The sequence below is a fragment of the Streptomyces sp. NPDC006430 genome, from assembly GCF_040612395.1.
GTDB lineage: Bacteria > Actinomycetota > Actinomycetes > Streptomycetales > Streptomycetaceae > Streptomyces.
In genome coordinates this window covers 126502-149444 of sequence record NZ_JBEXQA010000005.1, presented here as the reverse complement: position 1 = coordinate 149444, position 22943 = coordinate 126502, and the positions used below count along the sequence as shown (strand labels likewise).

General features: G+C 69.9%; 23 protein-coding genes and 1 pseudogene. 10 read left to right on the top strand and 14 right to left on the bottom strand.

Annotation, left to right across the window (positions count from 1 at the left end; translation table 11 throughout):
- Window positions 1-410: 410 nt before the first annotated feature.
- Window positions 411-1352 carry a GTPase Era gene (gene era / locus ABZZ20_RS10495; RefSeq protein ID WP_356869137.1) on the top strand — a complete coding sequence of 314 codons (942 nt, stop codon included), beginning with the start codon at window positions 411-413 and terminating at the stop codon, window positions 1350-1352.
- Here era and ABZZ20_RS10490 read toward each other — a convergent pair.
- From ABZZ20_RS10490 to ABZZ20_RS10475, 4 genes are all read right to left on the bottom strand, one after another.
- A complete protein-coding gene (locus ABZZ20_RS10490) occupies window positions 1349-2023 on the bottom strand; it encodes a class I SAM-dependent methyltransferase (RefSeq protein WP_356868870.1) in 675 nt (224 codons plus the stop codon). The two genes, era and ABZZ20_RS10490, sit on opposite strands and share 4 nt — an antisense overlap.
- A gap of 125 nt (window positions 2024-2148) precedes the next feature.
- The gene (locus ABZZ20_RS10485) at window positions 2149-2955 is read right to left on the bottom strand and encodes a GNAT family N-acetyltransferase (RefSeq protein ID WP_356868868.1); all 807 of its coding nucleotides are present in this window, start codon (window positions 2953-2955) and stop codon (window positions 2149-2151) included.
- A 27-nt stretch (window positions 2956-2982) separates the two neighbouring features.
- Window positions 2983-3252 (bottom strand): protealysin inhibitor emfourin, encoded by a 270-nt coding sequence (locus ABZZ20_RS10480; protein WP_356868866.1) that lies wholly within the window; start codon window positions 3250-3252, stop codon window positions 2983-2985.
- A gap of 10 nt (window positions 3253-3262) precedes the next feature.
- On the bottom strand, window positions 3263-4327 hold the full coding sequence (locus ABZZ20_RS10475) for a M4 family metallopeptidase (RefSeq protein ID WP_356868864.1): 1065 nt from the start codon (window positions 4325-4327) through the stop codon (window positions 3263-3265).
- A 363-nt stretch (window positions 4328-4690) separates the two neighbouring features.
- On the opposite strand from ABZZ20_RS10475, the gene leuA reads away from it, so the two are divergent.
- Window positions 4691-6454 carry a 2-isopropylmalate synthase gene (gene leuA / locus ABZZ20_RS10470; RefSeq protein WP_356868862.1) on the top strand — a complete coding sequence of 588 codons (1764 nt, stop codon included), beginning with the start codon at window positions 4691-4693 and terminating at the stop codon, window positions 6452-6454.
- Between the two features lie 76 nt (window positions 6455-6530).
- Here leuA and ABZZ20_RS10465 read toward each other — a convergent pair whose 3' ends face one another.
- Entirely contained in the window at window positions 6531-7289 is a 759-nt protein-coding gene (locus tag ABZZ20_RS10465) for an SDR family NAD(P)-dependent oxidoreductase (RefSeq protein ID WP_356868860.1), read from the bottom strand.
- A 201-nt stretch (window positions 7290-7490) separates the two neighbouring features.
- On the opposite strand from ABZZ20_RS10465, the gene ABZZ20_RS10460 reads away from it, so the two are divergent.
- The 5 genes from ABZZ20_RS10460 (at window position 7491) to ABZZ20_RS10440 (ending at window position 12427) form a co-directional block, all read left to right on the top strand.
- A complete protein-coding gene (locus tag ABZZ20_RS10460) occupies window positions 7491-8186 on the top strand; it encodes a TerB family tellurite resistance protein (protein ID WP_356868858.1) in 696 nt (231 codons plus the stop codon).
- 625 nt (window positions 8187-8811) lie between these two features.
- On the top strand, window positions 8812-10362 hold the full coding sequence (locus ABZZ20_RS10455) for a nucleobase:cation symporter-2 family protein (protein ID WP_356868856.1): 1551 nt from the start codon (window positions 8812-8814) through the stop codon (window positions 10360-10362).
- Window positions 10363-10446: 84 nt separating this feature from the next.
- Window positions 10447-11193, top strand: coding sequence for a DNA repair protein RecO (gene recO, locus ABZZ20_RS10450; protein WP_356868854.1), 747 nt, complete (start codon window positions 10447-10449; stop codon window positions 11191-11193).
- 11 nt (window positions 11194-11204) lie between these two features.
- Window positions 11205-12023 (top strand): isoprenyl transferase, encoded by an 819-nt coding sequence (locus ABZZ20_RS10445; protein ID WP_356868852.1) that lies wholly within the window; start codon window positions 11205-11207, stop codon window positions 12021-12023.
- A gap of 182 nt (window positions 12024-12205) precedes the next feature.
- Window positions 12206-12427, top strand: a complete 222-nt coding sequence (locus ABZZ20_RS10440; protein WP_356868850.1) for a hypothetical protein — start codon at window positions 12206-12208, stop codon at window positions 12425-12427.
- Between the two features lie 6 nt (window positions 12428-12433).
- Here ABZZ20_RS10440 and ABZZ20_RS10435 read toward each other — a convergent pair whose 3' ends face one another.
- From ABZZ20_RS10435 to ABZZ20_RS10420, 4 genes are read right to left on the bottom strand one after another with little or no spacing between them, the layout of a single operon-like run.
- Window positions 12434-12859 (bottom strand): transcriptional repressor, encoded by a 426-nt coding sequence (locus ABZZ20_RS10435; protein ID WP_356868848.1) that lies wholly within the window; start codon window positions 12857-12859, stop codon window positions 12434-12436.
- 51 nt (window positions 12860-12910) lie between these two features.
- Complete coding sequence (locus tag ABZZ20_RS10430; protein WP_356868846.1) at window positions 12911-13777, bottom strand: metal ABC transporter permease; 867 nt, start codon at window positions 13775-13777, stop codon at window positions 12911-12913.
- Window positions 13777-14568, bottom strand: a complete 792-nt coding sequence (locus ABZZ20_RS10425; protein ID WP_356868844.1) for a metal ABC transporter ATP-binding protein — start codon at window positions 14566-14568, stop codon at window positions 13777-13779. The genes ABZZ20_RS10430 and ABZZ20_RS10425 overlap by 1 nt, the downstream gene beginning before the upstream one ends.
- Before the next feature lie 23 nt (window positions 14569-14591).
- Window positions 14592-15572 carry a metal ABC transporter substrate-binding protein gene (locus ABZZ20_RS10420; protein ID WP_356868842.1) on the bottom strand — a complete coding sequence of 327 codons (981 nt, stop codon included), beginning with the start codon at window positions 15570-15572 and terminating at the stop codon, window positions 14592-14594.
- A gap of 154 nt (window positions 15573-15726) precedes the next feature.
- Between ABZZ20_RS10420 and ABZZ20_RS10415 the strand changes: the two genes are divergently transcribed.
- Complete coding sequence (locus ABZZ20_RS10415; protein WP_356868840.1) at window positions 15727-17109, top strand: glycine--tRNA ligase; 1383 nt, start codon at window positions 15727-15729, stop codon at window positions 17107-17109.
- 70 nt (window positions 17110-17179) lie between these two features.
- Here the strand turns inward: ABZZ20_RS10415 and ABZZ20_RS10410 are convergent, their stop codons facing one another.
- The 4 genes from ABZZ20_RS10410 to ABZZ20_RS10395 form a co-directional block, all read right to left on the bottom strand.
- Entirely contained in the window at window positions 17180-17905 is a 726-nt protein-coding gene (locus tag ABZZ20_RS10410) for a VC0807 family protein (protein WP_356868838.1), read from the bottom strand.
- A 138-nt stretch (window positions 17906-18043) separates the two neighbouring features.
- Window positions 18044-18637, bottom strand: a complete 594-nt coding sequence (locus tag ABZZ20_RS10405) for a TetR family transcriptional regulator (protein ID WP_356868836.1) — start codon at window positions 18635-18637, stop codon at window positions 18044-18046.
- A gap of 21 nt (window positions 18638-18658) precedes the next feature.
- The gene (locus ABZZ20_RS10400; RefSeq protein ID WP_356868834.1) at window positions 18659-19690 is read right to left on the bottom strand and encodes an aldo/keto reductase; all 1032 of its coding nucleotides are present in this window, start codon (window positions 19688-19690) and stop codon (window positions 18659-18661) included.
- 57 nt (window positions 19691-19747) lie between these two features.
- A complete protein-coding gene (locus ABZZ20_RS10395; protein WP_356868832.1) occupies window positions 19748-20092 on the bottom strand; it encodes a DoxX family protein in 345 nt (114 codons plus the stop codon).
- A gap of 90 nt (window positions 20093-20182) precedes the next feature.
- Between ABZZ20_RS10395 and ABZZ20_RS10390 the strand changes: the two genes are divergently transcribed.
- Window positions 20183-20638 (top strand): MarR family winged helix-turn-helix transcriptional regulator, encoded by a 456-nt coding sequence (locus tag ABZZ20_RS10390; protein ID WP_356868830.1) that lies wholly within the window; start codon window positions 20183-20185, stop codon window positions 20636-20638.
- 91 nt (window positions 20639-20729) lie between these two features.
- On the opposite strand, the pseudogene ABZZ20_RS10385 reads toward ABZZ20_RS10390, so the two are convergent.
- A pseudogene (locus ABZZ20_RS10385) lies at window positions 20730-21487 on the bottom strand (MFS transporter); the annotation flags it as partial.
- A gap of 83 nt (window positions 21488-21570) precedes the next feature.
- Between ABZZ20_RS10385 and dusB the strand changes: the two are divergent.
- Window positions 21571-22713, top strand: coding sequence for a tRNA dihydrouridine synthase DusB (dusB, locus tag ABZZ20_RS10380; RefSeq protein ID WP_356868828.1), 1143 nt, complete (start codon window positions 21571-21573; stop codon window positions 22711-22713).
- Window positions 22714-22943: the final 230 nt, after the last annotated feature.

The window sequence follows — 22943 nt, the reverse complement described above, 5'->3', positions numbered from 1 at the left end:
ACCTGCGCGTGGCCGGCCCCACCGCCCCGGCGCTGGCCGTCGAGGACCTCCGGGTCTCCGGGACCGAGATTTCGTACACGCTCCACAACCTCGGCAACGTCACCCTGCACCCCCGCGCCGCCCTCGCCGTCTCCGGCGTCCTCGGCCGCCGCCTGCTCGGCCGCGAGCTCACCGGCCTGCCCGCCGATCTGCTCCCCGGCCAGGAGGCCCGGCTCAGCACCAGGTGGGAGCACCCGCCCGCGGTCGAGTGGGCCGAGGTCGAGGTGCGGGCCGAGGCCGCGGGAGTCACCGCCCGGGCCACCACCGACTACGCCGCTCGGCCCCCGCTGGCGGCCCTGCTCGCGGGTGCCCTCGCCCTCGTCGCGGCAGCCTGGTCGGCGGTGGGAGCCGCATCGGGGAGAATGGCCCGCATGAGCGATCGTTCCCCCGAGTCCACCGCCCCGCACCGTGCGGGCTTCGCCTGCTTCGTCGGCCGCCCCAACGCGGGGAAGTCGACCCTGACCAACGCACTCGTGGGCACCAAGGTCGCGATCACCTCCAACCGGCCGCAGACCACCCGCCACACCGTCCGCGGCATCGTGCACCGCCCCGACGCCCAGCTCGTGCTGGTCGACACACCCGGTCTGCACAAGCCGCGCACCCTGCTCGGCGAGCGGCTGAACGACGTCGTGCGGACCACCTGGGCCGAGGTCGACGTCATCGGCTTCTGCCTGCCGGCCGACCAGAAGCTCGGTCCCGGCGACAAGTTCATCGCCAAGGAGCTCGCGGGGATCAAGAAGACCCCCAAGATCGCCATCGTGACGAAGACCGACCTCGTCGACTCCAAGGCCCTGGCCGAGCAGCTCCTCGCGATCCATCAGCTCGGCGAGGAGCTCGGCATCGAGTGGGCGGAGATCGTCCCCGTCTCGGCGGTCGGCGACACGCAGGTCCAGCTGCTGGCGGACCTGATCGCGCCGCTGCTGCCGGAGAGCCCGCCGCTGTACCCGGAGGGCGACCTCACTGACGAGCCCGAGATGGTGATGGTCGCGGAGCTGATCCGGGAGGCCGCGCTGGAGGGCGTACGGGACGAGCTCCCGCACTCCATCGCCGTGGTCGTCGAGGAGATGATCCCGCGGGAGAACCGCCCGGCGGACCGGCCGCTGCTCGACATCCACGCCAACGTGTACATCGAACGGCCGAGCCAGAAGGGCATCATCATCGGCCCCAAGGGCTCCCGCCTGAAGGAGGTCGGGATGAAGTCGCGCAAGCACATCGAGGCGCTGCTCGGCACCCCGGTCTTCCTCGACCTGCACGTCAAGGTCGCGAAGGACTGGCAGCGCGACCCCAAGCAGCTGCGCAAGCTCGGCTTCTAACGGAGCCTGCGCGCCTTCACCGCGTTGTCCGTACGGGTCCCGGGCCGGCCGTCAGGCAGGCTCTGGACCCGTACGTGCTCTTCCGCGAGCAGGACCTCCCAGGCGCCGTCGGGCAGCTCCAACTGCGCGACGACCTCGTCCGGTGTGGGGAAGTCGACCTCGGGCCGCGTGCCCTCCTGCCACGTGGGCCATCCGGCGTGCCCGGCGATCAGCAGGATCCCGCCGGGGGCCACGGCCGCGGCGGCGCGGCGCAGGATCCGGTCGCGGGGGAAGTCCCCGAACGAATGCAGGAAGCAGGCGGAGACGAGGTCGAACTCCCCGGCGGGGAAGGACTCGGCCAGGTCGTGCCGCTGCCAGTCGACCCGGTCGGCGACGCCGGCCTCGGCGGCGTGTCCGGCGGCCCGCTCCAGGGCCACGGCCGAGATGTCGGTCCCGGTGACCCGCCACCCCCGGTGAGCCAGCCAGACGGCGTCCGCGCCCTCGCCGCAGCCGAGGTCGAGGGCGCGTCCCGGGGAGAGGTCCGCGACCTCCCGGACCAGGACGGCATTGGGTTCCCCGCTCCAGATCCGATCGCTCTCGCGGTAGCGGGAGTCCCAGAACTCCTCGCCCACGAACTCGGACGGGGGCTCGGACGCGGCGGCGTGGTGCGGGGGCTGGTGCTCGTGCGACATGGGGACCTCTTCCGGTACGGGTGCCTGTCCCCCGGATGCTCCGCCCGAGCAGCTCCGGGGGCAAACACCGTTGCCGTTTCGGCAAAGCGGCCGGACCCCGCCGGTGTGTCGGCCGAGCCCGGTCCTCAGGCCGCGGGCTCCGCGATGAGAGCCGTGGCCACGCGGCGGAAACCGAGCCGGGAGTAGATCCGGGCCACGTCGTCGTCATCGGCCGACAGGAAGACCGTACTGGTCCCGCGGGACAGGGCGTCCGCGACCAGGGCCGAGGTGACCCCGAGGCCCAGGCCCTGGCGGCGGGCGGCGGGGAGGGTGCCGACGCCGACCACCTCGGCGGTGTCCCCGACCGGGTTGTACTGGCCCGAGGCGAGGACGACGCCCTCGCACACCGCCGCGGCCAGAGCCGTACGGCCCGACGCGAGCCGCTCGGACACCTGCGCCCGACGGGCTTCGGTCAAGGGATCGGCGATCGCCGTCGCCAGCTCCGCCGGGCCCGCCTCGCCCGTCGCCGTGCCGGGGGTCGCGAAGGCGAGCCCGGCGACCGCCACTGCCGCGCGCAGCAAGGGGTCGTCCGCTCCGAGCAGCCGGACGTCCGGATGGAGGGGTGGCCGTACCGCCGAGGGCTCCAGCACCATCAGCGGGTGCGTGTGGACGTGCAGTCCCGCCGCTTCCACCGTGGCCTGGAGCCAGGGGCTGGTTTCGGCCACCCATTCGAAGGACTGGGGGACGTCCAGTTCCCGCTGGCGGGCCAGGACGCGCTGCACGTCGCCGACGGACGCCGCTCGGGCACCGAGCGCGGGCCGTGCGTAGTACGGCCAGCCCGCTCCCTCCCGGACGAACAGCGTCAGCGGGCCGAAGTCCTCGGCCCGTGCGCCTCCCACCCGTGGGGCGGCGTCGTAATACTGCTCAAGTCGGGTCAGCACAGCAGTTGTCATCCGTCCATCCAAACAAAGCCGCCCCGCTCAGGCACCTTCTTTTAGCAACCGGGAGATCAGCGTCCGTTGTGCCTCCGACAGGTTCGGTTCCTGGCACAGCACCGTCCGACCGTTCACCGTGATCCGGTAGGAGAACCCGTCCCGCACCCGGTCCGGAGCGGGCCCGGGGGGGACGGGCCGCAACGCCAGTTGGGCCAGTGCCTGCCACTCCTGCTCGTCGGGCCGGCCCGAGGTCTCCACCTCGGCCCGGCGCTCGATGCCCGCGAAGCCGCCCGTCCGCACCACCAGAATCCGCATGCCCGGCTTCCTACCCCAGGCCGACCGTCGACCACGCCTTCTGGAGGGCCTGGTGCTCCGCGCCGCCGTCCCCGTACCGGGCCACGGCAGCCGCCGTCGACAGCCGGGCGAAGTCCTGGAAGGTCGCCTCGGTCGTGAGCTCGCCGCCCGTCAGGGTGTCGTACCAGATCTGCCCGGCCCGCTCCCACGCCTTGCCGCCGAGCTCGGTGGCCGCGACGTAGAACGCGTGGTTCGGGATGCCGGAGTTGATGTGCACGCCGCCGTTGTCCCGCTGCGTGTTCACGTAGTCGTCCATCGTCGCCGGTTGCGGGTCCTTGCCGAGCTCGTCGTCGTCGTACGCCGTCCCCGGTGCCTTCATCGAGCGCAGCGCGACCCCGCTGACATTGGGGCCCAGCAGTCCGGCACCGATCAGCCAGTCCGCCTCGCCGGCCGTCTGGTTCAGCGAGTACTGCTTGATCAGCGAGCCGAAGACGTCGGACATCGACTCGTTCAGCGCGCCAGGCTGCCCGTGGTAGGCCAGGTTCGCCGTGTACTGGGTGACCCCGTGGGTCAGCTCGTGCCCGATGACGTCGACCGACACGGTGAAGTCGAGGAACAGGTCCCCGTCCCCGTCGCCGAAGACCATCTGCTGCCCGTCCCAGAAGGCGTTGTTGTAGTCCTGGCCGTAGTGGACGCTCGCGTCCAGGGCCAGCCCGGAATCGTCGATCGAATGCCGACCGAAGCCCTTCAGGAACAGTTCGTACGTGGCACCGAGTCCCGCGTACGCACGGTTGACGGTGGCGTCCTGGGTCGCCGCGCCGCCTTCGTCGCGCACCTTCTTCCCGGGCAGCCGGGTGCGGTGCTCGGCGTCGTAAACGGTTCGGTGGGGTTCGTCGGAGACGGGCGTCCCCAGTGCGGGGGTGATCCCACGGACGGTGGTGACCCGGCGCCGGGTGCGCAGGAAGGCGTCCTGTTCGAGGGTGCGCTGCGCGGCGTCGGCGCGCCGGGTGTCCTCGGACTGGGCGATCTTGTCGAGCAGGTGGGGCGGTACCACCGTGCAGAAGACGGGGTGACGGTGAGCGTGGGAGGCGTCCATCCCGGCAATGTGGCAGCGAGTCATGATGCTGTCACTACCTGCAACCATGATTCATTCAGTTGTCTGAAATTCGTTGCGCCGCGTTGACGGGTGGCCTCGGTCTGTGGAGACGGAAAGAGGCGTAACTCACATTAGGTATAAATCGGGCAGCGCGGTCTTGCATACTGAAACAGGTCCTCGCGTTACGGCGCGGCTCCGCTAGGCTCGGCCCATCATGCGTTTCGGGCTGCTTCTCCTTAGCTGCCGCGGCGAGGGTCTGTAGTCGTAGGCCGACCCCCTCCCCGCGGAGTTTGGTGTTGCGGATTTACGACCGCGTCGGCCGTCCCAGCGAACTACACGCGGACACGCGAGGAGCCCTACGCCATGAGTCAGCACGCTTTTGTCGGTCGCCCCACGCCCATCACGAACGCGACCCACACCCAGCAGCCCTCCGGGATGCCGATCCACAAGTACGGCTTCTACGAGCAGGTGGACATCCCGGACCGCACCTGGCCGAACGCCCGCGTCACCAAGGCTCCCCGCTGGCTGTCCACCGACCTGCGTGACGGCAACCAGTCGCTGATCGACCCGATGACCCCCGCCCGCAAGCGCGAGATGTTCGACCTGCTGGTGCGCATGGGCTACAAGGAGATCGAGGTCGGCTTCCCGTCCTCCGGCGAGACCGACTTCGCCTTCGTACGCTCCATCATCGAAGAGGGCGCGATCCCGGACGACGTCACCATCTCCGTCCTGACCCAGGCCCGCGAGGACCTGATCGAGCGGACCGTCGAGTCGCTGATCGGCGCCAAGCGCGCCACCGTGCACCTGTACAACGCGACCGCCCCGACCTTCCGCCGGGTCGTCTTCCGCGGCTCCAAGGAACAGATCAAGCAGATCGCCGTGGACGGCACCCGCCTGGTGATGGAGTACGCCGAGAAGCTGCTGGGCCCGGAGACCACCTTCGGCTACCAGTACAGCCCCGAGATCTTCACCGACACCGAGCTGGACTTCGCTCTGGAGGTCTGCGAGGCCGTCTGTGACGTTTGGCAGCCGGGCGAGGGCCGCGAGATCATCCTGAACCTGCCCGCCACCGTGGAGCGTTCGACGCCGTCCACGCACGCGGACCGATTCGAGTGGATGGCCCGCAACCTGACCCGCCGCGAGCACATCTGCATCTCCGTTCACCCGCACAATGACCGGGGCACCGCCGTCGCCGCCGCCGAGCTGGCCCTGATGGCCGGCGCCGACCGGATCGAGGGCTGCCTGTTCGGACAGGGCGAGCGCACCGGCAACGTCGACCTGATCACGCTGGGCATGAACCTGTTCTCGCAGGGCATCGACCCGCAGATCGACTTCTCGCAGATCGACGAGATCCGTCGCACCAGCGAGTACTGCAACCAGATGGAGGTCCACCCGCGCCACCCCTACGCGGGCGACCTGGTCTACACCGCCTTCTCCGGCTCCCACCAGGACGCCATCAAGAAGGGCTTCGACGCCATGCAGGCCGACGCGGCCGCCCAGGGCAAGACGGTCGACGACATCGAGTGGGCGGTCCCGTACCTGCCCATCGACCCGAAGGACGTCGGCCGCTCGTACGAGGCGGTCATCCGGGTCAACTCCCAGTCGGGCAAGGGCGGCATCGCGTACGTCCTGAAGAACGACCACAAGCTGGACCTGCCGCGCCGCATGCAGATCGAGTTCTCGCGGATCATCCAGGCCAAGACCGACGCCGAGGGCGGCGAGGTCACGCCGAAGGCGATCTGGGACGTCTTCTCGGACGAGTACCTGCCCAACCCCGAGAACCCGTGGGGCCGCATCCAGCTGCGCTCGGGCTCGACGGCCACCGACAAGGACGGCACCGACACGCTGACCGTCGAGGCGGTCGTGGATGGCGTGGAGACGGTCCTGAACGGAACCGGCAACGGTCCGATCTCGGCCTTCTTCGACGCGCTGGCCGGCATCGGCGTCGACGCCCGCCTGCTGGACTACACCGAGCACACGATGAGCGAGGGCGCCTCCGCCGTGGCCGCCTCGTACATCGAGTGTGCGATCGACGGCCGCGTCCTGTGGGGCATCGGCATCGACGCCAACACCACCCGCGCCTCCCTGAAGGCGGTCATCTCCGCCGTCAACCGCGCGGGCCGCTGACCCGCCGCACCACGCCGCAACCACGCCGCAGCCCCGCCCCTTCGTCCGGAGGGGCGGGGCTGCGGCGCTCGCGCCCTCAGCGGGCCAGGTAGCCGCCGTCCACCGGGAGGACCACGCCCGTCACGAACGAGGCCGCGTCGGAGGCCAGGAAGGCGATCACGCGCGCCACCTCCTCCGGTTCACCGAGCCGGCCCATCGGATGGGCATCGGCGATCTCCGCCAGGTACTCCGTGCCGCCCGGTTCGTCCTTCAGCGCCAGCACCCGCTCCGTTCGGATGGTGCCGGGGGCCACCGCGTTGACCCGGATGCCGTGCGCCGCCCACTCCACCGCGAGGTGCTTGGTCAGCCCCGACGCCACGAACTTCGCCGGCCCGTACGCCGCCTGCCTGGCCTGCCCGGCCACCCCCGAGATCGAGGACACGCAGACCAGCGCCCCACCGGGGTCGGCCTGCCCCGTCATCGCCTCGATTGCGTACTTGCAGGTCAGGAACATCCCCCGACCGTCGATCGCCATGACCCGGTCCCAGTCCTCGGGGCTGGTCTCGCGTACATCCGAAAGGGGGATCACCCCGGCGTTCGCCACGGCGACGTCGATCCGTCCGTACGCTTCCAGCGCGGCCTCGACCATCGCGCGGTTCGCCTCCGGATCGGCGACGTCACCGACCACGACCGTGATGCCGTACCCCTCGGCGGCCAGTTCCGTACGCAATTCCTCGACACCGGGGCCATGGATGTCAGCCGCGGTCACACGGGCGCCGGAACGGGCCAGCAGACGGGCCGTGGCCCGGCCGATTCCACTCGCCGCGCCTGTGACCAGACAGGATTTCTCGTTCACGGGAGCGAGCGTAGGGAAAACGCGACGCCCGCGGGCGCCGCCACGGGGACGGAGACCGGCCAAGTCTGGGCGGCGGGAGAGGTTGTCTTGTCACACGGCTGACGCATCCTCACCGATGTGGCTAACATCACGCCAACCCGGCGATGTTGCCTGGGGTTCCCGCCCGCGCCCGCAAGGCCGGGGGAGTGACGGAGGTGCGACGTGCTGCCAGTTCGGGGTGGGGACGGCCGGAAGCTGACGGTCTGGGGCATCCGTACCACCTGGAGCACCGTGGGCGACGGGGAGTTCTTCTGCCCCGACTGCGGTGGCGACCGCAACTACCGCAGGCGCACCGGGCGCCGCCGGTTCACCGTCCTCGGCGTGCCGCTGCTGCCGCGCGGGCAGGCCGGGCCCGTGATCGAGTGCCAGAGCTGCCGGGAGCGCTTCGACACCGAGGTCCTCGACCACCTGACCACCACGCGCTTCTCGGCGATGCTGCGCGACGCCGTGCACACCGTGACGCTGGCCGTGCTGGCGGCGGGCGGGACCACCGCGCGCGGGGCCCTGGAGGCCGCCGTGTCGGCCGTACGGGCGGCGGGGTTCCAGGACTGCACGGAGGAGCAGCTGGAGGCCCTGGTGGAGGCGCTGGCCACCGACGAGGGCCGGCTCGGGCTGTACGACGTCCCCGAGTGCTGTGGCGCCGCCCTGGCGATCGAACTCCACGAGACCCTGGAACCGTTGGCCCCGCACCTGGCCGGGCCGGGTCGGGAATCGATTCTGCTCCAGGCGGCGCGGATCGCCCTCGCGGACGGCCCGTACACCCCGGCCGAACGCGAGGTACTGGCGACGGTGGGCGCCGCGCTGCGCATCGGCTCAGACGAGGTGACCCGCCTGCTGTCGGCGGTGCGCGCGCCGTAGGAGCCGCCCGGCCGGACGCGCAGGACCCCGCGGGCCTCCGAACGCCCGCGGGCTTCCGTGCTGGCCTGCGGGCCGATCCCGGCCGGTTCTCGCCGCTCTTGTGGTCGCAAAACCGGCAGAAACGACCTCGATCGAGATAACGATCCGGCCTCACGAGGCCGAACGCGCGCCCCGCACACGTGGCGCGCGCCGTGGACCCGCGCCCTCCCGGCTCGACCGGTCCACCCCTCGGACACCCGGAGCCGAGCGGCCTGCTGTGCGCCGCCGAACGCCCGAGGAGCCAGTACGGGCACGTCACGGGCCTCGACTTCGCGCTCGTGCAGCGGCGCTGGCGGTGCGTAGAGGGTTTCGGCCATACCCCCTTGCGGAGGCATCCGCCACCGGAGAAACCTACAGATCCGCCACTCTCACACCTCAACACTTTGTGGAAGTCGACGATATCTGTGAGCACCCCCACAGGCGTTCAATTCCGGTCACACGACGAGACGCCGCCGGTAACACAGCGGGGCTTCGATTCACGTGAACGCACTGACAACCCCGGCGGACCAACGGGACAGCGACCCACTCCGGCCCGGGGATAACCAGATTCCTCTCGATTACCTACCTCTTGAAGGGCAAGGCAGAGATGGCACGTGTCGCCGCCCGGCTTTCCGCGCACGGAGAGCAGAGCACGCACCCGGTCGACGAGGTGCTCCCCCTCCCGAAGCTCGCCCTCTACGGCTTCCAGCACGTATTGGCGTTCTACGCCGGCGCGGTGATCGTGCCGATCATCGTGGGCGGAGCCCTCAAGCTCTCCACGGAACAGCTGGTCTACCTGATCAACGCCGACCTGTTCACCTGCGGCATCGCCTCGATCATCCAGGCGTGGGGCATCGGCCGGATCGGTGCGCGCCTGCCCCTGATCCAGGGCGTCACCTTCACCGCGGTGTCCCCGATGATCGCCATCGGGCTCGGCGCCGGCGGTGGGACGGCGAGCCTGCTCGTCATCTACGGCGCGGTCATCACGGCCGGCATCGCCACCTTCGCCTTCGCCTGGCTGCCCGCCAAGGCCTTCCGCACCGTCATGCGGATCTTCCCCCCGGTGGTCACAGGCACGGTGATCACGGTGCTCGGCATCGTGCTGATCCCCGTCGCCCTGAACGACGCCGCGGGCGGTCTCGGCAGCCCCGACTTCGGAGACCCGAAGAACTTCGCCTACGCCGGCGGCACGATGCTCTTCATCCTCGTCCTGATGAAGCTCGGCCGGCCCTTCGTCTCCAGCATCGCGATCCTGCTCGGTCTGGTCGGCGGCACCGCCGTGGCCTTCCTGCTCGGCGACGCCGCGTTCGGTGGCGTGAGCAGCGCGGACTGGGTCGGCGTCACCACCCCGTTCCACTACGGAGCCCCGAAGTTCGAGTGGTTCCCGATCCTGCTGATGCTCATCGTCATGCTGATCACCATGGTCGAGACGACCGGTGACACGTACGCCGTCGGCGACATCGTCGGCAAGGAGGTCGACAGCGAGACCGTGGCCCGCGCCCTGCGCGCCGACGGCGCCGCGACCGCGCTCGGCGGCGTCCTGAACTCCTTCCCCTACGTGGCCTTCGCCGAGAACGTCGGCCTGGTCCGCATGACCAAGGTCAAGAGCCGGTTCGTGGTGGTCGCCGCCGGCGTCTTCATGATCGTCCTCGGGATGCTCCCGAAGGCCGCCGCGATCGTCGCCGCCGTCCCGCACGGCGTGCTCGGCGGCGCCGCGACCGTGATGTTCGGCATGGTGGCCCTGGCCGGTATCCAGACCCTCGCCAAGGTCGACCTCAAGGAGGAGAAGAACGCTCTGGTCGTGGGGGTCTCACTGGCCTTCGCGCTGCTCCCGGCCACCGTCCCGGTCTTCTTCAAGGACCACATGGACGCGGACCTCTCCTCGCTCCTCAACAGTGGTGTGACGCTCGGCGCCACGGCCGCGATCGTGCTGAACCTGATCTTCAACGGTCTGGGCGACGACGATGCGCACCACGCCCTCCAGGACGCGCTGCCCGCCCCGGCGACAGCCCCGGACGAGGCCGGGCCCGCTGCGGACGACACCGCTGCGGCTGAGGTTGCGGTCGAGCCCGACGCCGCTGCCGAGAAGCCCGCCGCAGACGCCCGGGAGGCCGAAGCGGACGACGAGAAGGCCGAAGCGGCGACGCCCGCCTCCTGATCCTCCCCAGGGGGATGGCCCTCCGTCCGGACCCGGATCCGGGCGGAGGGCCATCACCGTTCCCGCACAGGCGACAATGGGCGCATGAGTCTGTTCCGCGACGACGGCATCGTGCTGCGCACCCAGAAACTGGGCGAGGCGGACCGCATCATCACGTTGCTGACCCGCGGCCACGGACGCGTGCGGGCGGTGGCCCGCGGGGTCCGACGTACGAAGTCCAAGTTCGGCGCCCGGCTGGAACCTTTCTCCCACGCCGACGTGCAGTTCTTCGCCCGGGGCAGCGAGCTGGTGGGCCGCAGCCTCCCGCTCTGCACCCAGACCGAGATCATCGCCCCGTACGGCAACGGCATCGTCATCGACTACGCCCGCTACACCGCCGGCACCGCGATGCTGGAGACCGCCGAACGCTTCACCGAGAACGAGGGCGAGCCCGCCGTACAGCAGTACCTGCTGCTGATCGGCGCCCTGCGCACGCTCGCGCGCGGCGAGCACGAACCCCACCTCATCCTCGATGCCTTCCTGCTGCGCTCACTCGCCGTCAACGGCTACGCGCCCAGCTTCACGGACTGCGCGAAGTGCGGGATCCACGGGCCCAACCGGCATTTTTCCGTCGCGGCGGGCGGGGTCGTCTGCGGGGACTGCCGGGTGGCCGGCAGCGTCGTACCCTCGTCGGAGGCCATCGCCCTGCTCAGCGCACTGCTGACGGGCGACTGGGGGCATGCGGACGCCTGCGAGGCGCGGTACGTGCGGGAGGGCAGTGGTCTGGTCTCCGCGTACTTGCACTGGCATCTGGAGCGCGGGCTACGCTCCCTGCGATACGTCGAGAAATAGGAGCTGGGCACATGGCACGACGCGGGATTCTGGGACGCTCTCGCCGGGAGTACAAGGTTCCCGAGCCGCACCCGTCCGGTGAGCGTCCGCCGAAGATCCCCGCCGAGCTGGTCCCGAACCACGTCGCGGTGGTCATGGACGGCAACGGCCGCTGGGCCAAGGAGCGCGGCCTGCCGCGCACCGAGGGGCACAAGGTCGGTGAGGGCGTCGTGCTCGACGTGCTCAAGGGCTGCCTGGAGATGGGCGTCAAGAACCTCTCCCTGTACGCCTTCTCGACGGAGAACTGGAAGCGCTCGCCCGACGAGGTCCGCTTCCTGATGAACTTCAACCGTGACGTCATCCGGCGCCGCCGCGACGAGATGAACGAGCTGGGCATCCGGATCCGCTGGGTCGGCCGCATGCCGAAGATGTGGAAGTCGGTCGTGCAGGAGCTCCAGGTCGCCCAGGAGCAGACGGTCGACAACGACGCGATGACGTTGTACTTCTGCGTGAACTACGGCGGTCGCGCGGAGATCGCGGACGCGGCGCAGGCGATCGCGCGGGATGTGGCGTCGGGTCGCCTCGATCCGTCGAAGGTCAATGAGAAGACCTTCGCGAAGTACATGTACTACCCGGACATGCCGGACGTGGACCTGTTCCTGCGGCCCAGCGGCGAGCAGCGCACCTCGAACTACCTGCTCTGGCAGAGCGCCTACGCGGAGATGGTGTTCCAGGACGTCCTGTGGCCGGACTTCGACCGCCGCAACCTGTGGCAGGCCTGCCTGGAGTACGCCCAGCGTGACCGCCGCTTCGGCGGCGCCGTCCCGAACCAGGCGGAGCCCGGCGCCTGATCGGCGCCCCGGTACCGGACCGCACTCGGCGGCGCTGCCCGCCGCCGGGTGTGCGGTCGCGGGCCCGAACCGCCCCACCGGTAAGTTCCGTGTCATGGACATGAATGATGGGGGCGCGCCGGTCGCATCGCAGGCGGCGCGCTTTCGCCGGGCTGCTGGAGAAGGCGGGGGAGACCGGGACCGTGGTGGACGGATCCGGGCTCGTGGTGCGTACGGCCGCTGCCGAGACCCGTACCGGCTGGTCCGCGCAGCCGACGTACGCGGAGACGCAGGACGCGTTCGTCATGCTCAGCGACGACAAGGCGTCCGTGTCCATGACAGTGCTGCCCAAGCGGGGGGTCCGGGCCCCCGCCGACGTCGACCGGCTGCGGGCGATCCTGGACGCGAACCTGCGGCGGCTGTAGGCGGCTCTAGGCGGCGGCGCAGTCGGCGCAGGTGCCGAAGATCTCCACCGTGTGGGCGACGTTCACGTAGCCGTGTTCGGCCGCGATGGACTCCGCCCACTTCTCCACCGCCGGGCCCTCCACCTCGACGGCCTTGCCGCACGTGCGGCAGACCAGGTGATGGTGGTGGTCCCCGGTGGAGCAGCGCCGGTAGACCGACTCGCCGTCGCTCGTGCGCAGCACGTCCACCTCGCCGGCGTCGGCGAGCGACTGGAGGGTGCGGTAGACGGTGGTCAGGCCAACGGAGTCACCGCGGTGCTTGAGCATGTCGTGCAGCTCCTGGGCGCTGCGGAACTCGTCCACCTCGTCCAGTGCCGCAGCGACGGCTGCTCGCTGCCGGGTGGATCGTCCTCGTACTGGCGCGGTGTTCATCTCGCCAGGCGCAGTCGCCACCGGTTCCTCCTCGTATCGGCCTCGGCCCATTGTGCCAGGCGGCCGTCCCTCCTAGACCTTCACATCATCGCCCGTACAGACCTCTTCGGCGGCCCGGGCCGCATTCGCCCGGCGCCGGGCCAGCGGCGTGGACAGTGCGGTCATGACCATGAAGACGCCGATGGCGAGCAGCACGATGGTGCCACCGGAGGGGGCGTCGACGTAGTACGTCGCGACCGTGCCGGTGAGCGAGACGAGTACGCCGATCACCATGGCCACCGACAGGGTGGCGGTGAACCCGCGGGTGACGCGTTGTGCGGCCGCGACCGGGATCACCATCATGGCGCTGACCAGCAGTAGGCCGACGATCCGCATGGCCACGGTGACGGTGACGGCGGCCGTGACCGCGATCAGCAGGTTCAGGAAGCGCACCGGCAGGCCGGTGACCCGGGCGAACTCCTCGTCCTGGCAGACGGCGAACAGCTGGCGGCGCAGTCCGAGGGTGACGGCGATCACGAAGGCCGCGAGGATCACCACCGCGGTGACGTCCTCGGCGGAGACGGTGGTGATCGAGCCGAACAGGTAACTGGTCAGATTGGCCGTGGAGCCGCCCGGAGCCAGGTTGATGATCATGACGCCGCCGGCCAGACCGCCGTAGAAGAGCATGGCGAGCGCGATGTCGCCGCTGGTCCTGCCGCGGGAGCGGATCACTTCCATGCCGACCGCGCCGATGACCGCGACCAGGGTCGCCATCCACACCGGGCTCGCGTTGAGCAGGAAACCGAGCGCGACGCCGGTCATGGCCACGTGCCCGATGCCGTCACCCATGACGGCCTGCCGGCGCTGGACGAGGTACGTGCCGATGGCGGGCGCGGTGACGCCGACCAGGACGGCCGCGAGCAGGGCCCGCTGCATGAAGGCGTAGTTCAGGAGGTCCATCAGCTCAGCAGTCCCGTCCGCAGGGGCTCGGCGTCGTGCGCCGCGTGGGGGTGTACGTGGTCGTGGCCGGGCAGGGCGTGCTGGCCCACGGCCTCGGGAGGCGCCCCGTCATGGACGACGCAGCCGTCGCGCAGCACGACGGCGCGGTCGATCAACGGCTCCAGGGGGCCCAGCTCGTGCAGCACGAGCAGGACGGTCGCACCGGCCGCGACCTGCTCGCGCAGGGCGTTCGCGAGGACCTCCTGGTTGGCGAGGTCCACGCCGGCCATCGGCTCGTCCATGATCAGCAGTTCGGGCTCCACGGCGAGCGCCCGGGCGATGAGCACGCGCTGGTGCTGGCCGCCGGAGAGGGCGTTGACCGAGGCGCCGGCGTGCGTGGCCATGTCGACGAGCGCCAGCGCCCGGTCGACGGCCGCCTTGTCGGCCTTGCGCAGGATGCCGAAGCGGGAGCGGGCCAGCCGACCGGAGGAGACGACCTCGCGGACGGTGGCGGGAACGCCGCTGGCAGCGGTGGTGCGCTGCGGGACGTACCCGATGCGCGACCACTGGCCGAAGCGCTTGAACTCCGTACCGAACAGTGCCAGCTCGCCGCCGGACAGCGGGACCTGGCCGACGACGGCGCGCACGGCCGTGGACTTGCCGGAGCCGTTGGCGCCGAGCAGGGCGACGACTTCGCCCCGCCGGACGGTGAGGTCGACCCCGCGCAGCACGGGGCGCGAGCCGAGCGAGGCCGTGGCCCCGCGCAGGGATATGACGGGCTGGTCCGCTGCCTCGGCGGGCTTGGACCCCATGGCACGCGCCTCCGTTACTGCCATCACTTGCTACCGAGTGCCTTCTGCAGGTTCTTCAGGTTGGACCGCATGACCTCGAAGTAGTCAGCGCCCTGGGACTTGTCGGTGATTCCCTCGAGCGGGTCGAGGACGTCGGTCTTCAGGCCCGTGTCGGCGGCGAGCGTCCTGGCCGTCTTGTCGCTGACCAGGCTCTCGAAGAACACCGTCGAGACATTGTCCTTCGTGGCGACGGCCTGGAGTTCCTTCATGCGGGCCGGGCTCGGCTCGGACTCGGGATCGACGCCGGAGATGCCCTCCTGGTCGAGGCCATAGCGCTCGGCGAGGTAGCCGAAGGCGGAGTGGGTGGTGATGAAGGTCTTGGACGCGGTGTTCTTCAGGCCGTCCTTGAACTCCGTGTCGAGCGCGGTCAGTTTGCCGACGAGATCGTCGGTGTTCTTCCTGTAGTCCGCCGCGTGGTCGGGGTCGGCCTTCTCCAGGGCCGTGCCGACGCCCTTGGCGACCTCGGCGTACTTCACCGGGTCGAGCCAGATGTGCGGGTCCTCGCCGGCTTCGCCGTGGTCGTGGCCCTCGCCCCCGGCGTGGCCCTCTTCGCCCTCGTGGGCGGTGTGATCGTGGCCGGAGGACCCGTGGACCTCGAGCTCGGTGAGGGTGGCGGCGTCGACGATGTTCTTCACGCCGGACTGGGCGACGGACTTGTCAACGGCGGGCTGCAGGCCCTTGAGGTAGAGGACCAGGTCGGACTCGCCCAGCTGCCCGGTCTGCTTCGGCGTGATCTCCAGGTCGTGCGGTTCGACGCCCGGCTTGGTCAAGGTGGAGACCTTCACGTGGTCCTGGCCGATCTGTTCGGCGAGGAACTGCAGGGGATAGAACGACGCCGTCACGGCGAGCTTGCCGTCCTTGCCGCCTGCGGCGGCGGAGGTTCCGGAGCAGGCGGTGAGGGCTGTGGTGCCCAGGGCGACGGCTCCGGCGAGGGCGGCGGCGGGTATGAGGCGACGTACGTTCATGACATCCATTTTCATCGAAGATGGAAACGATTGTCAACAAATCTGGTGAGGGGCTGCGGGGAGGGCCGTGGAGGGGGATCCGATTTGAAAGGGGGGGTGCGGGCGCCGGTAACCTGAGGCATTCGCCGTTCGTCCTCGTAATGAAGAGAGCACCGTGGCCGCCGACAAGATCGACACCATCGTCAGCCTGAGCAAGCGCCGTGGCTTCGTTTTCCCCTGCAGTGAGATCTACGGCGGCTCCAGGGCTGCCTGGGATTACGGTCCGCTGGGTGTCGAGCTCAAGGAGAACATCAAGCGCCAGTGGTGGAAGGCGATGGTCACCGGGCGTGAGGACATCGTCGGTATCGACTCGTCCGTGATCCTGGCCCCCGAGGTGTGGGTGGCCTCCGGTCACGTCCAGACCTTCTCCGACCCGCTCACCGAGTGCACCTCCTGCCACAAGCGCCACCGCGCCGACCACCTGGAGGAGGCGTACGAGGCCAAGCACGGCCGTCTGCCCGAGAACGGCCTTGCCGACATCAACTGCCCCAACTGCGGTGTGAAGGGCCAGTTCACCGAGCCCAAGCAGTTCTCCGGCATGCTGGAGACCCACCTCGGTCCGACCCAGGACACCGGCTCCAAGGCGTACCTGCGCCCCGAGACCGCCCAGGGCATCTTCACCAACTTCGCCGTGGTCCAGCAGACCTCGCGCCGGAAGCCGCCCTTCGGCATCGCGCAGATGGGCAAGTCCTTCCGCAACGAGATCACGCCGGGCAACTTCATCTTCCGCACCCGCGAGTTCGAGCAGATGGAGATGGAGTTCTTCGTCAAGCCCGGCGAGGACGAGCAGTGGCAGGAGTACTGGATGCAGGAGCGGTGGAACTGGTACCGCGACCTCGGCATCCGCGAGGAGAACATCCGCTGGTACGAGCACCCGAAGGAGAAGCTGTCCCACTACTCGAAGCGCACCGCCGACATCGAGTACCGCTTCAACTTCGGCGGCAACGAGTTCTCCGAGCTGGAGGGCGTCGCCAACCGCACGGACTTCGACCTCAAGGCCCACTCCGCCGCCTCCGGCCAGGACCTCACCTACTTCGACCAGGAGGCCGGTGAGCGCTACACCCCGTACGTCATCGAGCCGGCGGCCGGTGTTAACCGCGCCATGCTCGCCTTCATGCTCGACGCGTACATCGAGGACGAGGCCCCGAACGCCAAGGGCGTCATGGAGAAGCGCACCGTGATGCGCCTCGACCCGCGCCTGGCCCCGATCAAGGTCGCCGTCCTGCCGCTGTCCCGCAACCAGCAGCTGTCGCCGAAGGCCAAGGGCCTCGCCGCTGACCTGCGCAAGAACTGGAACATCGAGTTCGACGACGCGGGCGCCATCGGCCGCCGCTACCGCCGCCAGGACGAGATCGGTACGCCGTTCTGCGTCACCGTCGACTTCGACACCCTGGACGACAACGCGGTGACCGTGCGCGAGCGCGACACCATGAAGCAGGAGCGTGTCTCCCTGGACCAGATCCAGAGCTACCTCGGCAGCCGCCTGCTCGGCTGCTAGGTCCCGCTGGAACGACCGGTGGCCCGGTGCGCATCACGTGCACCGGGCCACCGTCGTCTTCCGCTCGGGCTCACGCGCCCTGGACCTGCGCCCGGGCCTCGACCTCGGCGGCGGATGCCGCGGCGCGGCGCTCCCCCTCGGCCTTCGAGCGCTTGCCGTAGAGCGTGGTCCAGACGGCCAGCGCGCCGAGTACCCCGTAGATCATGATCGGGCTGATGGCCACCATCGTGTCGGTGGGCAGGGCGTACGCCAGGGCGATCCGCGTCCCGGCCTCCGCGAGGTACGCCACGCCCCACACCGTGGTCATCACGGTCATCGTGCGGCGGAAGCCCTCGAACTGCCACAGGCCGTTCCACCACGTGGTGCTCGCGGGGGTGCCGTCGGTGGCGAACTTGCGGCCGAAGTAGAACATCAGCGGTCGCGGCGCGAGCAGCGTGACCAGGCAGAGCAGGCCGAACAGTCCGGTCACCCCGGAGTCCTTGACCAGCAGCGCCCGGGCGGAGTGCGCACCGACCAGCGAGACCACCGCCGTGATCACCAGGAACACCAGGGTGACGATGGCGAATTCGTCGAGCTTGCGGCGCCAGGCCAGGCTGATCGCACTGTCGAGCACGGGCCACGCACTGCTGACCAGCAGCGCGCCGAACTCGCTCCAGCCGTGGTCGTGGAGCTGGTTGTAGGTGATGATCGGCGCCACCACGTTGAGGCCGATGGTCATGATCCAGCCAAGCGCTGCGGCGCTGCCGGAGCGGGCGGGCGGCGCCGGACGATCGTCCTGGGCTACCGAAGTGGACATGCTTCCCCCTGAGAAGTGCCTGATGAGAGTGGTCGGGGGGAACGTAGGACAGGTGTGCGGTCCGGCAACAGGACCCCCCGCCCAAAATGATCACCAAGTTTGACCGGAATCACCCACTCCGGCTCCTGGGTGGTCGGTTCAGGCGCGCAGGCCCCGGATCACGAGGGCGGTGACCGCCTCGAACTCCGTGATGATCGTGGGCGAGAGCCAATCGGCCGCGTACTGCGGATCGTGGAAACGGCCGGTGGCGTCGAACACCGCCCGGGCGGCGGCCGGTACATCGGGCGCCGTCAGCGAACCGGCCTCGACGCCCTCGGAGATGATCAGGGCCAACTGGTCGATCAGCTGGCTCAAGTGGTGGTCCACCACACCACTGTTCTCGGCGAGCAGCACCGTGTACGTCGCAAACAGCTCGGGGTCGTCGCCCGCCTTGTGGCGCTTGGCCTCGAAGAGCGCCTCCAGCCACGTTTCCAGCTTGGACGGAGCGGTCTCGGCGGGGGCCGAGGCGATCTTCTCCAGCTGGACCACGCTCTTGGCGAGCCAGCGGTCCGTAACGGCCTCGCGCAACGCCGCCTTCGACGGGAAGTGGCGGTACACACTGCCGTGGCTGACGCCCAGGGCGCGGGCCACGTCCACCACGGTCGCCTTGGAGGGGCCGTAGCGGCGCAGCACCTCCTCGGTGGTTTCGAGGATGCGTTCGGGTGTCAGTGGCTCGGCAGCAGCGGGGGGCATGAGTACGACCGTACCGCCCGCTCAGTGCTCGCTGTCGAGGTGGGCCATCTGTGCCGCCGGGTACCGCTCGCCGGTCGCGGCCCCCGCCGGGACCGCTTCCTCGATGGCCGCCAGGTCCGCAGGGGCCAGCTCCACTTCCATGGCACCGAGTGCCTCGGAGAGCCGGTCCCGTCGGCGGGCGCCCACCAGCGGGACGATGTCCTCGCCGCGCGAGAGAACCCAGGCGATGGCGGTCTGGGCCACGCTGATCCCCTTGCCCTCCGCGACCTTGCGCAGGGCATCGACCAGGTCGAGGTTGCGCTGCAGGTTCTCGCCCTGGAAACGGGGACTCATCCCGCGGAAGTCGCCCGGTGCCAGCTGCCGGTCGCGGTCGAAGTGTCCGCTGATCAGGCCGCGGCTCAGCACCCCGTACGCCGTGATGCCTATGCCCAGTTCGCGGGCGGTCGGCAGGATCTCCTCCTCGATGCCGCGGGAGAAGAGCGAGTACTCGATCTGGAGGTCCGAGATCGGGGCCACGGCTGCGGCGCGCCGCAGGGTGTCCGCGCCGACCTCGGAGAGGCCGATGTGTCGTACGTGCCCGGCCTCGACGGCCTCCGCGATGGCGCCGACGGTCTCCTCGATCGGGACGGCCGGGTCCACGCGCGCGATCCGGTAGACGTCGATGTGGTCCCGGCCGAGGCGCTGGAGCGAGTAGGCCAGGAAGTTCTTGACGGCCTCGGGACGGCCGTCGTAGCCGGTGAACCCGCCCTCGACCGTGCGCAGGGCACCGAACTTCACACTGGTCAGCGCCTGCTCACGGGCCGCGGCGGGCGCGGTGCGCAGGGCTTCGTTGATGAGCAGTTCGTTGTGCCCCATGCCGTAGAAGTCGCCGGTGTCGAGCAGTGTCACCCCGGCGTCCAGCGCGGCGTGGACGGTCGCGATCGACTCGGCCCGGTCCGCCTCCCCGTACAGGGCGGACATGCCCATGCAGCCGAGTCCCAGCGGGAAGACGGAGGGGCCGGTCGCGCCGAGGGCGCGGGTGGGGGTCGTCCGGGAGTTCTCGTTCGTCGTCATGGAACAAGAGTGGCATGACGGATGACAGATTTCAATATCTGTCATCCGTCAGGGCGGCTAGGCCGCCATCCGCAGGACCAGCGCCGCCGCCGCGACCAGGGTCAAGACCGCCGCCGGGGCCAGTTCGAAATCCCTGACGCGCAGGTGGCTGATGATCGCGCCGATGAAGTAGAGGGTCACGCCGGCGGCTGCGGCCACGCCCAGCGGAGTCACCCACAGGCCTGCGACCAGGCCGATCGCGCCGGCCGCCTTGAGGATGGCCAGTCGTGGCAGCCAGCTGTCCGGGACCTGGACCTTCCGCATGCTCGCCACGATCGTCTCGTTGCGCTGGAGGGTGAACGTGGCGGACGCCGCCAGGACGAGTGCGAGCAGGCCGGCGACGGCGGCGTACGCAATGAACATGATGAGTCCAATGATTGATGGTGTTGGATCATTGAATAGTATCAACGATCGAATCCATACAACCATTCCTCGATTGTTACGATGTCCGATATGACGGCAGCTCAGGAATCCCCGCACCCACCGCAGCGGCTGGGCCTGCTGCTGGCCTGGCACGGCTCGATCACCGAGACGCGCATGAGGAAGGCGCTCAGCGCGGCCGGGCTCACCCCGCGGCACGCGATGACGCTGATGCACCTGGAGGGCGGCCCCATCGGCCAGCGGGCGCTCGCCGAGCGGCTGGAGGTGGACCCGAGCGTGCTGGTCGGGATCCTCAACGACCTGGAGGGCGAGGGCCTGGCCGTGCGCCGCAGGGACCCGGCCGACCGCCGCCGCCACAACGTGGCCATCACGGAGGCCGGATCGGCCGCCCTCGCCAAGACGAACGCGGCGCTCGACGAGGTCGAACTCGCCATGTTCGCCGGACTCTCCCTGCAGGACCGGGACGCACTGCGCGGCCTGCTGGCCCGGATCGACTCGAACGCCGATGACTTCAACTGCAGCGAGTAGCCAAGGCACTTCCCGGCGCGCCGCCCCGCCGGCACCGGCCGCGCCCCCCCGCCAGCGCCGTCCCGGCCGCGCGGCTGCGGCCGCCGGATCGTCAGCCGCGCGGCGGGGCTCCGGCCCGCGACGTCTCCGCGGCCGCCTGCTCCAGCGTGCGGGCGGTCCGCGCCGCCGTCTCCCTGGCCCACCGGCCACTGGTCACGCCGCCCACGAGGAGCGCGAGCAGCCCGCAGGCCGTGATGATCCACCAGGCCGGCCGGGCCGCCTCAGCGAAATCCGCACCGCCCGCCGTGCCCGCCGCCAGGACCGTGCCGATCATGGCCACGCCCAGCGTGCCGCCGGTCTGCCTGCTGGTGGAGGCGACCGCGGCCGCGACCCCCGCCTGGGCCCGGGGCATCCCGGAGACCGCCGTGTTGGTGATGGGCGCGTTCACCATGCCGAACCTCAGCCCGACAGCACGTATCCGGTGAACAGGAAGAACCGCGGGTCGATCAACGGCTCGGCCCGCCGCGGCTCGTACACCAGCAGTCCGATCAGCAAGGCCACGGCCAGGAAGGTGCAGCGGAGGATCGTCGGGGAGCCCCAGCCTGCGGTCGGCGTCTCGATGATCCCGTACGTCAGGGATCCCAGCAGGGTGATGACCAGCAGCTGGCCCACCGGATCCGGGCGGCGCGGGTGCTCGGCCCGCGACTCCGGGACGTAGCGCACGGTCAACGTGACGGCCAACAGCCCGACCGGGAGGCTGGCCCAGAAGATCGAGCGCCAACCGACCGAGTCCAGGAGCAGCCCGCCGATCAGCGGGCCCGCGGCCATGGAGACCCCGACCACCGCGCCCCAGACCCCGATGGCACGAGCCCAGGCTCGACTCCGACACGGTTCCGATAGTACGTCTAACTAAAGAAATGTGCGGTGCGATGCGCCTGGGCGACAATGGGGGGATGACCACGCTCCCTCCGCCGCTCGCGATCGGCCCGCACACCGTGCAGCCCCCGGTGGTGCTCGCGCCCATGGCCGGTATCACCAATGCCCCGTTCCGCACCCTCTGCCGGGAGTTCAGCGGTGGCAAGGGGCTGTTCGTGAGCGAGATGATCACGACCCGCGCCCTGGTCAAGCGCAACGAGAAGACCATGCAGCTGATCCACTTCGACGAGACCGAGAAGCCCCGCTCGATCCAGCTGTACGGAGTGGACCCGACGACGGTCGGCAAGGCGGTCCGCATGATCGTCGAAGAGGACCGCGCCGACCACATCGACCTCAACTTCGGCTGCCCGGTCCCCAAGGTGACCCGCAAGGGCGGTGGCTCGGCCCTCCCCTACAAGCGGAACCTGCTGCGCGCGATCCTGCGCGAGGCCGTGGCAGGCGCCGGCGACCTGCCGGTCACCATGAAGATGCGCAAGGGCATCAACGACGACCACCTCACCTACCTGGACGCCGGCCGGATCGCCGTCGAGGAGGGCGTCACCGCGATCGCCCTGCACGGGCGCACCACCGCCCAGCACTACGGCGGCACCGCCGACTGGGACGCGATCGCGCGGCTCAAGGAGCACGTGCCGGAGATCCCCGTTCTCGGCAACGGCGACATCTGGTGCGCCGAGGACGCGCTGCGCATGGTCCGCGAGACCGGTTGCGACGGGGTGGTCGTGGGTCGCGGTTGTCTGGGCCGCCCGTGGCTGTTCAACGACCTGGTGGCAGCCTTCGAGGGGCGTCCCGAGGACTTCCACAAGCCCACGCTGCGCGAGGTCGCGGCCACCATGCACCGGCACGCCGAGCTGTTGGGGGAGTGGATCGGCGACGAGGCGCGCGGGGTGATCGACTTCCGTAAGCACGTGGCCTGGTACCTCAAGGGCTTCGCGGTGGGTTCCGAGATGCGGAAGAAGCTGGCCGTCACCTCGTCGCTGGCCGAGCTGGACGCTCATCTGAGCGAGCTCGACCTGGACCAGTCGTGGCCCGAGAGCGCGGACGGCCCGCGCGGCCGGACGTCCGGAAACAACCGGGTTGTCCTGCCGGACGGCTGGTTGAAGGATCCGTACGACTGTGCCGGCGTGAGCGAGGATGCCGAACTGGACACGTCCGGAGGCTGAGAAACAGCTGACAAACTATGCCGTCGGCGGCGTGACATACGCCACGCATGGGTGGGGTTGCGCTCACATGAGCGCGAAAATCCCGGGTAAGACTTCCAAAGGGTGGCACTGGGTGCCACCCTTTGTTTGTTCAAGACTTGAACGCAAATGTATCGATGATCGCTCATCCGAGCACGGTCAAGCCTCAGGAGCCACTTCAGCCTTCGGGAGATGAACGCGCCGGGCGTGTT

Bases quoted from the DNA above. Each gene is read 5' to 3' on its own strand.
- era (WP_356869137.1), top strand. From the start codon at position 411: ATGAGCGATCGTTCCCCCGAGTCCACCGCCCCGCACCGTGCGGGCTTC.
- ABZZ20_RS10490 (WP_356868870.1), bottom strand. From the start codon at position 2,023: ATGTCGCACGAGCACCAGCCCCCGCACCACGCCGCCGCGTCCGAGCCC.
- ABZZ20_RS10485 (WP_356868868.1), bottom strand. From the start codon at position 2,955: ATGACAACTGCTGTGCTGACCCGACTTGAGCAGTATTACGACGCCGCC.
- ABZZ20_RS10480 (WP_356868866.1), bottom strand. From the start codon at position 3,252: ATGCGGATTCTGGTGGTGCGGACGGGCGGCTTCGCGGGCATCGAGCGC.
- ABZZ20_RS10475 (WP_356868864.1), bottom strand. From the start codon at position 4,327: ATGGACGCCTCCCACGCTCACCGTCACCCCGTCTTCTGCACGGTGGTA.
- leuA (WP_356868862.1), top strand. From the start codon at position 4,691: ATGAGTCAGCACGCTTTTGTCGGTCGCCCCACGCCCATCACGAACGCG.
- ABZZ20_RS10455 (WP_356868856.1), top strand. From the start codon at position 8,812: ATGGCACGTGTCGCCGCCCGGCTTTCCGCGCACGGAGAGCAGAGCACG.
- recO (WP_356868854.1), top strand. From the start codon at position 10,447: ATGAGTCTGTTCCGCGACGACGGCATCGTGCTGCGCACCCAGAAACTG.
- ABZZ20_RS10445 (WP_356868852.1), top strand. From the start codon at position 11,205: ATGGCACGACGCGGGATTCTGGGACGCTCTCGCCGGGAGTACAAGGTT.
- ABZZ20_RS10430 (WP_356868846.1), bottom strand. From the start codon at position 13,777: ATGGACCTCCTGAACTACGCCTTCATGCAGCGGGCCCTGCTCGCGGCC.
- ABZZ20_RS10425 (WP_356868844.1), bottom strand. From the start codon at position 14,568: ATGGGGTCCAAGCCCGCCGAGGCAGCGGACCAGCCCGTCATATCCCTG.
- ABZZ20_RS10420 (WP_356868842.1), bottom strand. From the start codon at position 15,572: ATGAACGTACGTCGCCTCATACCCGCCGCCGCCCTCGCCGGAGCCGTC.
- ABZZ20_RS10410 (WP_356868838.1), bottom strand. From the start codon at position 17,905: ATGTCCACTTCGGTAGCCCAGGACGATCGTCCGGCGCCGCCCGCCCGC.
- ABZZ20_RS10405 (WP_356868836.1), bottom strand. From the start codon at position 18,637: ATGCCCCCCGCTGCTGCCGAGCCACTGACACCCGAACGCATCCTCGAA.
- ABZZ20_RS10400 (WP_356868834.1), bottom strand. From the start codon at position 19,690: ATGACGACGAACGAGAACTCCCGGACGACCCCCACCCGCGCCCTCGGC.
- ABZZ20_RS10395 (WP_356868832.1), bottom strand. From the start codon at position 20,092: ATGTTCATTGCGTACGCCGCCGTCGCCGGCCTGCTCGCACTCGTCCTG.
- ABZZ20_RS10390 (WP_356868830.1), top strand. From the start codon at position 20,183: ATGACGGCAGCTCAGGAATCCCCGCACCCACCGCAGCGGCTGGGCCTG.
- dusB (WP_356868828.1), top strand. From the start codon at position 21,571: ATGACCACGCTCCCTCCGCCGCTCGCGATCGGCCCGCACACCGTGCAG.